The 11,210-nt window shown below is 52.3% G+C and carries 10 protein-coding genes and 1 other RNA gene; 4 read left to right on the top strand and 7 right to left on the bottom strand.

Going from position 1 to position 11,210, the window contains the following annotated elements; genetic code table 11:
* Positions 1-10 precede the first annotated feature (10 nt).
* The 6 genes from recR to NGM66_RS03060 all read right to left on the bottom strand — a co-directional run bounded on the left by recR (position 11) and on the right by NGM66_RS03060 (position 5,435).
* The gene (gene recR / locus NGM66_RS03035; RefSeq protein ID WP_125575630.1) at positions 11-610 is read right to left on the bottom strand and encodes a recombination mediator RecR; all 600 of its coding nucleotides are present in this window, start codon (positions 608-610) and stop codon (positions 11-13) included.
* A gap of 21 nt (positions 611-631) precedes the next feature.
* Positions 632-949, bottom strand: a complete 318-nt coding sequence (locus NGM66_RS03040) for a YbaB/EbfC family nucleoid-associated protein (RefSeq protein ID WP_208910561.1) — start codon at positions 947-949, stop codon at positions 632-634.
* Between the two features lie 22 nt (positions 950-971).
* Complete coding sequence (dnaX, locus tag NGM66_RS03045) at positions 972-2,720, bottom strand: DNA polymerase III subunit gamma/tau (RefSeq protein ID WP_208910563.1); 1,749 nt, start codon at positions 2,718-2,720, stop codon at positions 972-974.
* A gap of 1,427 nt (positions 2,721-4,147) precedes the next feature.
* Positions 4,148-4,234, bottom strand: an RNA gene (ffs, locus tag NGM66_RS03050) — signal recognition particle sRNA small type.
* A gap of 22 nt (positions 4,235-4,256) precedes the next feature.
* Positions 4,257-4,808, bottom strand: a complete 552-nt coding sequence (tadA, locus tag NGM66_RS03055) for a tRNA adenosine(34) deaminase TadA (protein WP_208910564.1) — start codon at positions 4,806-4,808, stop codon at positions 4,257-4,259.
* Positions 4,809-4,832: 24 nt separating this feature from the next.
* Entirely contained in the window at positions 4,833-5,435 is a 603-nt protein-coding gene (locus NGM66_RS03060) for a class I SAM-dependent methyltransferase (protein WP_208910565.1), read from the bottom strand.
* A gap of 199 nt (positions 5,436-5,634) precedes the next feature.
* On the opposite strand from NGM66_RS03060, the gene nrdH reads away from it, so the two are divergent.
* The 3 genes from nrdH to nrdF all read left to right on the top strand — a co-directional run bounded on the left by nrdH (position 5,635) and on the right by nrdF (position 9,171).
* Positions 5,635-5,862, top strand: coding sequence for a glutaredoxin-like protein NrdH (gene nrdH / locus NGM66_RS03065; protein ID WP_208910566.1), 228 nt, complete (start codon positions 5,635-5,637; stop codon positions 5,860-5,862).
* Positions 5,863-5,971: 109 nt separating this feature from the next.
* Positions 5,972-8,137: a class 1b ribonucleoside-diphosphate reductase subunit alpha gene (gene nrdE, locus NGM66_RS03070; RefSeq protein WP_208910567.1), complete on the top strand. Its 2,166-nt coding sequence runs from the start codon at positions 5,972-5,974 to the stop codon at positions 8,135-8,137.
* Between the two features lie 38 nt (positions 8,138-8,175).
* The gene (nrdF, locus tag NGM66_RS03075) at positions 8,176-9,171 is read left to right on the top strand and encodes a class 1b ribonucleoside-diphosphate reductase subunit beta (protein WP_208910570.1); all 996 of its coding nucleotides are present in this window, start codon (positions 8,176-8,178) and stop codon (positions 9,169-9,171) included.
* 211 nt (positions 9,172-9,382) lie between these two features.
* Here nrdF and NGM66_RS03080 read toward each other — a convergent pair whose 3' ends face one another.
* The gene (locus NGM66_RS03080; RefSeq protein WP_208910572.1) at positions 9,383-10,285 is read right to left on the bottom strand and encodes a 3-hydroxyacyl-CoA dehydrogenase; all 903 of its coding nucleotides are present in this window, start codon (positions 10,283-10,285) and stop codon (positions 9,383-9,385) included.
* A gap of 165 nt (positions 10,286-10,450) precedes the next feature.
* Between NGM66_RS03080 and NGM66_RS03085 the strand changes: the two genes are divergently transcribed.
* On the top strand, positions 10,451-11,029 hold the full coding sequence (locus NGM66_RS03085) for an LOG family protein (RefSeq protein WP_208910574.1): 579 nt from the start codon (positions 10,451-10,453) through the stop codon (positions 11,027-11,029).
* Positions 11,030-11,210: the final 181 nt, after the last annotated feature.

Here is an 11,210-nt window from a genome sequence, read left to right on the forward strand (position 1 = left end):
AAGCCCCTCCTTACATTTCTGTCCGGCCTTCAACCGCCTTGAACAGGGTCATCTCATCCGCGTACTCAATGTCACTCCCCACGGACAGGCCGTGCGCCAGACGTGTTACCTTGATGCCCGCCGGCTTGATCAGTCGGGACAGGTACATCGCCGTGGCTTCCCCTTCTGGCGTCGCGTTGGTGGCGATGATGACTTCCTTGATGGCTGGATTACTCTGTAGCCGATTGATCAGACTGGTGATGTTCAGGTCTTCCGGCCCCTTGCCCTCAATGGGTGACATCACCCCATGCAAGACGTGGTACAGGCCGTGATACTCCTTCATCTTTTCCATGACCATAATGTCCTTGGCCTGTTCGACCACTAACACGTGCGTTTGGTCACGCGTCTTGTCGGCACAAATGGTGCACGGGTCGCTCTCCGTGATATTGCCACAGATCGAGCAAAAATGCAGGTCTTTCTTAGCTGAGACCAGCGCTTTAGAAAACGCCTTAACGTCATCTTCTTGCATATCAATCGTGAAGAAAGCCAGCCGCGTCGCTGACTTTTGGCCGATGCCTGGCAGCTTCATGTAGCTGTCGATCAGCTGCGCAATCGGTTCTGGATACTGCATGGTCCCAACGTCCTTTCTAAATTACATCCCCGGAATGTTCATGCCTTGCGTGTACTTTCCTAAGGATTGCTTCGTTGCCGCTTCAACTTGGTCCAGTGCGTCGTTAACGGCGGCCAAGACTAAGTCAGCCAACATGTCGGGGTCGTCAGGGTCAATGGCTTCTGGCTTGATCGTCAAGTCGGTCATCTTCCGTTCCCCAGTAAATGTTGCTTGGACCATGCTATCCGGTGAAACGCCCGTAAAGGTTTGGGCGTTCAAATTGGCTTGGTCCTCCGCCATCTTCTTTTGCATTTGCCGCATTTGTTTCATCATATTTCCCATATTACCCATGTTCCGCATTGTTCGTCATCCTTTCAAGGTTTTAATCGTTTTTAACATCCACAACATCTTTGCCAAATAGTTCTTCGGCCTTGGTAACGACCGGATTGGCTGCCGGTTTCACGGGTTGTTCCGCGCCCCCGGCGTTATTATTCTGCAGCTCATCCTTGTGGGCTGTCAAATAATTCTTCCGGATCACTGGCCAATCATCCTTCGGCACGAACACGACGGGTAACGCCGTGCCAATCATCCGATCTAAGCCGTTTTCCAGAGCATCCGTCAATTCATGGTCGGACGTTGCCCGTTGATACAAGAACGCATAATCAAAGGCCACAATCACCCCAGAATCAGCCGCGGCGACCGGTTGCGACACCTTCATGACCGCGCGTTGCGTGATCGACAGGCTATCCAACACATCTGGCCAGACCTCTTGTAGCTGATTAAGCTTCTCACGCGTGGCCGACCCCAGCACCGGATAAATCTTCGCCAGATTGACTTCCTTGGCAGGCGCCTGCTTCGTCATCCGCGGTTTGGCGGCTGGCTTGGCCGCAACCGGCGTTTGTTCCAGCTGCTTGACCGTGCTCTTCAGCTGATCGACCTCATGTTGTAAGGCCGTCAGTGCCGATGAGCTGGCCGCCGGTGCACTAGGCGTTGCCGCCGCGGCGGTTGGTGCCGCGCTTGCCGTGGCCTGGGGCGCCCCATTTTGCCGCCCAATTTCAGCCAACTTAATGGTCAGAATTTCCAGGTAAACGTCGGGGTGCGTGGTGAACCGCATCTGTTGTTGAATGGCGTTTAACTCGTTGATCATGGCGTACATCGTTTGGGCTGGCGTCTGCTTGGCCAATTGCTGAAAGTCCTCACTGACGCTACCCATTTCCGCTTCTTCAACCAGCTGTGGTGCCTGCTGGTATAACAGAAGGTCGCGGGCATAGCTGATCAGATCTTCGGTAAAGCGCTCGGCGTCCTTGCCGGCTTCGAGCACCGATTGTAGCGTTGCTAGCGCGGCCTTGGTATCGCCAGCCAATACCTGTTGAACGTAGGTGGCCAACAGCTTGTGGGTCACACTCCCGGTCACCAGCAACGCGTTGTCGAGGGTGATCTCGTTATCACCAAAGGATAACGCTTGATCCAGGATACTCAGCGCATCCCGCATGCCCCCTTCGGCCGCCTTGGCAATCACCTTCACGGCTTGGTCATCGTAGGTCACGCCCTTTTGATCCAAAATGTAGATCATCCGGTTGTAGCTGTCGTTGGCCACGATGCGTTTGAAATCAAATCGCTGGGTCCGTGAAATAATCGTGGCCGGAATCTTGTGGGGTTCCGTGGTGGCCAGGATAAAGATCACGTTAGCCGGTGGCTCTTCCAAGGTCTTCAGTAAGGCGTTGAACGCCCCCGTTGACAGCATGTGCACTTCGTCAATGATGTAGACCTTGTAGTCGGCTACCGTGGGCGCGTACTTGACCTTGTCCCGAATGTCCCGAATTTCTTCGACCCCGTTGTTCGACGCGGCATCAATTTCAATGACGTCGTTTAACGTGCCGGCCGTAATGGCTTTGCAGGTGTCACATTCGTTGCAGGGTTCACCGTCTTGTTGGTGATGACAGTTGATGGCCTTGGCAAAAATTTTAGCAGCCGAGGTCTTCCCGGTTCCCCGTGGCCCCGCAAACAGATAGGCGTGGCTGATCTGATTCGTCGTAATGGCGTTCTTCAAGGTCCGGGTAATGACTTCTTGCCCAATCATATCCTCAAATCGTTGGGGCCGCCAAACCCGGTAAAGTGCTTGATAAGCCATGCAATCCGTTCCTTTCATTCACAATTCTTTTCGGCGTAGCTACTGGACTGACAGCTACGCAATCGTCTGTTCTCTAACTAAATTCGCTGATTAACATTATAGCCTTTTTCAGTGGTCGCTGTCACGGATTGACTAGTAGATTTACGCAAAATTAATCCAGTTGACTAGCAACATTGGTTAGCCTGGCCGCCTTACGTTGCGCGAAAGCTAGGCTGGAACGCTGGGGAAGGACGCCCCGAGCCAAAAATCGGTCTCGGCGCTTGCTTTGAGCCAGTAGGTCGCTGTCTCAAAGTCACCAATTTGCCAGCAAAGACCGCTGACAAATTCCCCGGCTGAGCCTAGTTTCGCTCCACTCCGGCTGACACGTGACGGAAATCCATCAGCCAACTCATATCGTCCGTTCACTAGGATTTGTCAAACCCGTTGCCTGCGACTGCCAGGGGTTCCGCCTGCTCTGGGGGACACCTCCAGCCAAAGAGCGGGCTTCCGGTTCGCTTAAAAGCCTGGCAAAAATCGCCAATCTCTCAAGTCGCCCCACGCTGTAGGCTGAGAAAAACCCCCAGCCAACACCGTCGACACAGCTGGCTACACCCCTGGCAGCCTCCGGCAATGATAGTGTGCCCACAGTTGAGATTGCGTTAACCCAGCCGTGTCATGACTGAATTGTTCGTTTGATGCTTTCTTCTATAGTAAATGGTCAAAATCATGAATGACACACAGTGACTGATTAAATGCTGCCATAATCATTGTCGTATACCATCGTTCACCTACATATTAATCAGTTACATAGCACATCTGTAAATATATCATCAGCACGATGGAACCCTCTTTCAGACCAGGGGGCGGTCTACTGGCCGATTCCAATTAACAAGTACCTGTTCAGTGATTGTACGTTTGTCCAAATTCGATGCTAGAACCAGCTGGAACTGAAGGCTAAATCTATTGTCGATTAGAGTCACCCTGTAGCCGAGAGTTCGCCAAATATGGGTTCAGTCGTGGGAGTTCCCTTAGCAGCGGGTTGGGCTGGTTAGGGAACTGGCAACTTGGAGACGTGGGTTACCGGCTTCAAGTTGAGGGGCGAGACCGCTCTTCGGCTCGCCCCGGCGCCCACAACGTTCCGACCCATATTTGGCGAACGGCAGGCGGCCAGCTCGGATTGTGTCGCTGCAAACACCTAGCCTTACCACACGCTTAGTCGCATGCCATAAAAAAAGTTTGGGACAAAACGCCCAAACTCTTTGGTATCTCTGAGCTTATATTGCTGAAACCTGGGTCAAAAGGCAGCTGGTTCCGCTTAAAACTGATAAGCAAACAATCCAAGCCCAGGATTATTCGCTTATCAGTCTTAATGCTCGCCAGCTAATCGCCTTCTGTCCCACTCTCATAAAAAAACTCCCAGTCAATCGACTAGGAGTTGTTGATATCTCATAAACTTGAAGCACAAAGCGAAACAAACTTAGTGCTGCTTCCTTCCGGACCTGACACGATTCGTAAGCCCACCCTTGCTTCAAGGCCTTAACGGCAAGTACTAGTGTATCATGCTTTTTTCTGGTTGTCTAGCGTCTTCTCATTTTCGGCCTGGGCCGCTGCCCGACGCGCTTTTTTACGGGCCTTTTGCCGGACCCGAGCCGCCCGGAAGAACCGGACCATGCGCTCACCCGCGTCCTTGGCCAACAAGCCCTCGTGCACCGTGACCGTGTGATTCAACCGGCTGTCAGTGAGGGTTTCGTACAGGCTATCGACCGCACCGGCCTTGGGGTCGCGCGCGCCGTAGAAAACCTCAGGAATCCGTGAGTTGATGATGGCCCCACTACACATGAGGCACGGTTCGATCGTCACGTACAGCTGGCAATCTTCCAACCGCCAGCTTTTCAGGGTGCCACAGGCCTCTTCAATGGCCCGGACCTCCGCGTGCATCGTGGCGTCGTTGCCGTGTTCCCGCAGGTTGTGGCCCCGGCCCACGATTTGATTGTCGTGGACGATGACCGCACCGATTGGAACCTCGCCAATCAGGGCCGCCTGGTCTGCTTCGAAGAGGGCTTCTTCCATATAGTGGCGTTGCCGCCCCGTATAATGCTGATCTCGCATCCAGACCCCTTCCTTTCTGGTTCGTTAGGCAAGCGTACTCTCCAAAATATAATAGCCCTTATCCTTTTTAATGTTGGTACAGTTCCCAAACGTTGCTTGCATGGTCTTTTCCGCCGACGGTGCCCCTTGCTTCTTCTGCAAGACAACTGTCAACGTGCCGCCAGGAAGCAAATGATCTTTCGCCCCCGTCAACATGGCTGTGACAACTTGCTTACCAGCCCGTACCGGCGGATTCGTTACGATAGCCGCGTAACGCTCCGTGACGTTGGCATAGACGTCCGATGTCTTGATGTCGACATTGTCGATCTGGTTTGCCACCGCATTTTGCCGGGCTAGACTCAGTGCCAACTCGTTAACATCAACCATCGTGACCTGCCGTTCAGGCCATTTCTTAGCCAGTGCCAAGCCGATTGGCCCGTACCCGGTACCCAGGTCCAACCAAGGGCCAGCTGGGGTCTTGTCCGCATTAAATGCATTGAGCAATGCCCGGGAACCATAGTCCACCCTGTTTTTGGAAAAAACACCGTTGTCGGTGGTAAACAACAATTCGTTGCCTAAGAGGGTAAACGGCCAATGATGTTCCTCGTGTAAAACGTCTGGATTTTGTGTATAATAGTGATTAGTCAATTTCTCCGCCACCTTTATCTCTTATTTTACCGTAGATACCCACCGGTGGCCAATAAAAAAAGTTTATTCGCTGAGACACCATATTTGGTAGTTATTGTATGCTTCAACTACCAAATATGGTGTCTTTTTTGATTGTAATTTTCTCTGACTGGTGTAAACTGTACTCATTGATATTGAAATTGATGAGGAAGTGGCAACAATGAAAGTAACTGTTTATTCCAAGAACAATTGTATGCAGTGTAAGATGACAAAGCGTTTTCTGAGCGAACACAACGTGGAATTTGAAGAACGTAATATTAACCAGAATCCTGAATATGTGACATACCTCAAGGAGAAGGGTTTCCAAGCCGTTCCCGTTGTTGAAGCATCCGGTCACCCAGCCTTTTATGGTTTCCGGCCGGACCAATTAACGCAAATCGCGGGTTAGCCTCTTTTTGAGTTGGCCCAGAGTTGTTTTTGGCGATGTCGTGTTTTGCACGGTGGCGCCATTTTTATTTTGATACTTGCGCATTCTAACCTAGAAAGAGTTGACTAGTATGAGTTTGAAAGACCTAACCGATGTCACGTATTATGATTTGAACAATGAAATTAACATCCCCGTGAACGGTCAGATTCCGTTGAACAAGGACCAGGAAGCTTTACAGGCTTTCCTCAAGGAAAATGTGATTCCTAACACCAAAAAATTTGCGTCCTTACAGGAACGCTTTGACTTCTTGATTGCGCACAACTACGTCGAAAAGCATATCATCGACGCCTACCCGATGAGCTTCATCGAAGACCTCTACGACTACCTGCGCGCCCAAAATTTTCATTTTAAATCCTTCATGGCCGCGTACAAATTCTACGCCCAATACGCCTTGAAGACCGACGACAACGACTACTACCTAGAAAACTTCATTGACCGCGTGGCGATGAACGCGCTGGACTTTGCGGATGGCGACCAACAGTTGGCCCACGACCTGGCCGATGAGATCATTCATCAGCGTTACCAACCTGCAACACCTAGCTTCTTGAATGCCGGGCGTTCGCGGCGTGGTGAACTGGTCTCGTGTTTTCTGATCCAATCGACCGATGACATGAACACCATTGGCCGGACCATCAACTCCGCGCTGCAATTATCCCGTATCGGTGGTGGGGTCGGTATCAGCCTGTCTAACCTGCGGGGGGCCGGTGATCCCATCAAGCACATTGAGGGCGCTGCTTCTGGCGTCGTGCCCGTCATGAAATTACTGGAAGACAGCTTTTCGTACTCCAACCAATTAGGCCAACGGCAAGGCGCCGGTGTGGTCTACCTCAGCGTGTTCCATCCCGACATCGTGGCCTTTTTGAGTGCCAAGAAGGAAAACGCCGACGAAAAGATTCGGCTGAAGACGCTGTCGCTCGGGGTCACGGTTCCCGACAAGTTTTACGAGCTGTGTGCAGCCGACGCGGACATGTACTTATTTAGCCCCTACGACGTCGAACGCATCTACGGTAAGCCGTTCTCCTACGTGGACATCACCCAGGAATACGACAACATGGTCGCTAACCCGGATATTCGCAAGAAGAAGCTAAATGCCCGCGACCTGGAAACGGACATCGGCAAGCTCCAACAAGAATCCGGTTATCCGTACATCGTCAACATCGACACGGCCAACCGCGAGAACCCGATCGACGGGCGTATCGTGATGAGTAATTTGTGCTCTGAAATCATGCAGGTTCAAACGCCATCGACCGTCAACAACCAACAAGAATACATTCAAAAAGGCACCGACATCTCTTGTAACCTCGGCTCCACAAACATCGTGAACCTGATGGCAGCACCTGATTTCGGCCACTCCGTCGAAACCATGGTTCGCGCCCTGACCTTTGTCACGGACCACTCCGATATCGATGTGGTCCCTTCGATCCAAAAAGGAAACCGACTGGCTCACACGATTGGATTGGGCGCCATGGGTCTGCACAGTTACTTTGCCAAGAACCACATGATGTACGGCTCCAAGGACAGCATCGCCTTCACCAGTGTCTACTTCATGTTGCTGAACTACTGGACGCTCAAGGCTTCCAATCAAATCGCCAAGGAACGCCACGAAACCTTCCACAACTTTGAGAAGAGCACCTACGCATCCGGCACTTATTTCGACCGGTACACCGAGACCGACTGGCGGCCTAGCAGCGAAAAGGTTCAAGACCTCTTTGCCAACATTTGGCTACCGGCTCCCGAAGACTGGGTTGCCTTGAAAGCCGACGTCATGCGCGATGGCTTGTACCACCAAAACCGGATGGCCGTGGCACCCAACGGTTCGATCTCTTACATCAACGACACGACGGCCAGCTTACACCCGATCATCAACCGGATCGAAGAACGCCAAGAAAAGACGATTGGGAAGATCTACTACCCAGCACCTTACCTGGACAACGACACCATGCCTTACTACAAGTCCGCTTACGACACCGACATGCGCCGGGTCATCGACGTGTATGCCGCTGCGCAAAAGCACGTGGATCAAGGGATGAGCCTGACGCTGTTCATGCGCTCGACGATTCCCGCCGGCCTATACGAATGGAAGAACGGACGGACGGATAAGATGACGACCCGTGACCTCAGCATTTTGCGCAACTACGCTTATCGCAAGGGTATCAAGTCGTTGTATTACGTCCGGACCTTCACCGACGACAACAACGAAGTCGGCGCCAACCAGTGTGAAAGCTGTGTCATTTAGCATGTCCGTGTCAGGAAACGAAAAAGGAGTGGTTGTCATTGGCAAGAACTGAAAATTATAACGCAATTAATTGGAACCAAGTCTCAGATGAAATCGATAAGGCGACGTGGGAAAAGCTCACCGAGCAATTTTGGCTGGACACCCGAATCCCCGTCTCCAACGACTTGGATGACTGGCGGACGCTGGATACCGACCATCAATGGGTCGTGGGTCACGTCTTCGGCGGATTGACTTTGCTGGATACACTCCAGTCACAAGACGGCATGGCAGCGTTGCGGCGTGATGTACGGACGCCCCACGAAACGGCGGTGCTCAACAACATCCAATTCATGGAATCCGTTCACGCCAAGAGTTACTCCACGATTTTCTCCACGCTGAACACACCGGATGAGATCGACGAAATTTTCCAATGGAGCGACTCTGAGGAATTTCTGCAAAACAAGACCAAGCGCATCTACGACCTCTACCATGACGACGAGCATCCCCTGAAGAAGAAGATCTCCAGTGTCTTTCTGGAAACCTTCCTGTTCTACTCCGGCTTCTTCACACCGCTGTACTACCTGGGGCACAACAAGCTCAACAACGTGGCGGAAATCATCAAGCTGATCTTGCGTGACGAGTCTGTCCACGGCACCTACATCGGCTACAAGTTCCAGTTGGGCATGAAGGAACTCACCGACAACGAGCAACAACAGATGAAAGACTGGATGTATGACTTCTTGTATCAACTCTACGACAACGAAGAAAAGTACACCCACACGTTGTACGACCAAATTGGCTGGTCAGATAAGGTATTGACGTTTATCCGCTACAACGCCAACAAGGCTTTAATGAACCTGGGGCAAGATCCCCTCTTCCCCGATACGGCCGAAGACGTCGACCCCGTGGTCATGAACGGTATTTCCACCTCCACGGCGAACCATGACTTCTTCTCGCAGGTCGGTAACGGCTACCTGTTGGGGAACGTGGAAGCCATGAGCAGCGACGACTACAACATCGGTGAGCCCGCTGATCCGGACGACCCTAATAAATAACCGTCGTGGCGATCTTCGCACGATGACGACAAGTCAATGTGCAATCGAAAAGGATTTGGGTGTGTCTGCCCAAATCCTTTTTTGGCTTGATTATTAATTTATTTGTAATTAACTGGATAAGTCACTTATGATAATCCCCCAGTTTAATTTATACCGACCGTTTGCTTGAAATCGGCTGGCATCGGCGCATGATTCAACTTAACGCGAGCCGTCACCTCGCCGTGAGAAACTCGGCTGAAGTAAAAGCGGGCATGGGATAGCTGTAGAACCCCTGTTGGCTTTCCTGGCCAAACTTCTGCTGGTCCAATAGCTCGTGCTTGAGCTTATGGGCCACGTCCACCAGGTAGCCCTTCCCCGGTTCACGACTCGTGGCCAGCAACGTGTGATACACCTGTCGCAGGCCAATCTCATCGAGGATGCCAAATGGGCCCATGGACGCGCCGGTCGCCATCATCCAGGCACGGTCAATGGCCTGAGGGTCCGCAATGTCGTGCGCCCACAGCGTCAGCGCCGTCGTCACGAATGGCCAGAGCATGGCCGATAGGACGTAGCCCGGATGTTTTTTTTTGACCGTGATCGGCACCAGGCCAATCTGGCGAATGAAGTGGCAAACGTGCTGCACGACCGCGGCATCCGTCCCGGCATGCCCCATGACCTCGACCAGCTCATTTTCCCAGATGTGCGTCATGAAGTGGATGGCCAAAAATTGGGTCGGCCGTCCCGTGACCGTGGCGAATTGGCTGGGCACCATCGTCGCGGCGCTCGTCGCAAAAATCGCCCGTGTCGGTGCCACCTTAGCCAGGTCCGCGTAGAAGGCCGCTTTAACAGCAACCACCTCGGGGAGCGCTTCGATGATCAGGTCGGCGTCCTCCACGGCTGTCTCCAGGTCCGTTGCAAAGCTGATCCGTTCGTTGGTATCAAAGATAACCGCCGGCGTCGCATTCTTCTCCTGCGCATAGATCTGGTCGCAAGTGGCTAATCGCTGTTTCACCGCAGCGATGGCTGTCGCATTGACATCCTCTATCACGACTTCCAACCCACTGTAGGCAATCTGATAGGCGATTTGACTCCCAAGCGACCCGCCGCCGGCCACCACAATTTTTTTGAACTTCATGTGTGTCATCCTTTCTCCATGCTCTTCAGCATACTCAGTTAGCAATCACACCACCATGCCTACCACCCGGTTAAGCGAAATACCTAACTAAGGATCAGAACCAAATCGTCACGTTGTTATTTTGCGGTATACTAATTTTAAACAAAAAACTTTGGGGGTCTTGATATGCCAACGATTAAAAATGTCTGTGTCTTCTGTGGGTCCAACCACGGCTATGATCCACAATTTCTCGCGCAAACCAATGCACTAGGAAAATACTTAGCCGAAAACAATCATCCACTGGTCTACGGTGGTGGCAAGGAAGGCTTGATGGGAGCTGTTGCCAGCGCGACCATGGCTGCCGGTGGTAAAGTGATTGGGATCATTCCCACCTTTCTCAGCGAACTCGGCCTGGCCAAGACCGACATCACCACTTTGCTGGAGACCAGTACCATGGATGAACGCAAGGACGAAATGCTCCGCCAGTCCGACGCCTTTATCGTGCTCCCCGGGGGCTTTGGGACCTTCGAAGAGTTCACGACCATGCTCTCTTGGAGCCAAATTAATGTCCACCAGAAACCAATCGCACTCTTTAACATCGACCACTATTACGATCCCCTCGTGACGATGATGCAAAACAGCTGTGACGCGGGCTTTGCACCGCAGGAAAATATGAACCTGTTCATCGACGCCGCCACTATCGACGAGATCTTTAGCGGCTTCGCCAACTTCCACCACCAGCTGCCATTCAAGTACACCAATTAGATATCCGCTAGAATCCTTGTGCGCTAGGACTGGTTATTTGCAATCCTAGCGCACAAACTGACCGCCTGCCGTCCGCCAAATATGGGTCGGATTGCTGTGGGCGGACGGGTCGAGCCAAAGTGCGGTCTCGACGCCTCGCCTTTGAGCCGAAAGTTCACGTCTCAAAGACGCCAGTCACCTA

The organism is Levilactobacillus yiduensis (assembly GCF_024718525.1).
In the GTDB taxonomy this organism is placed as follows: Bacteria; Bacillota; Bacilli; order Lactobacillales; family Lactobacillaceae; genus Levilactobacillus; species Levilactobacillus yiduensis.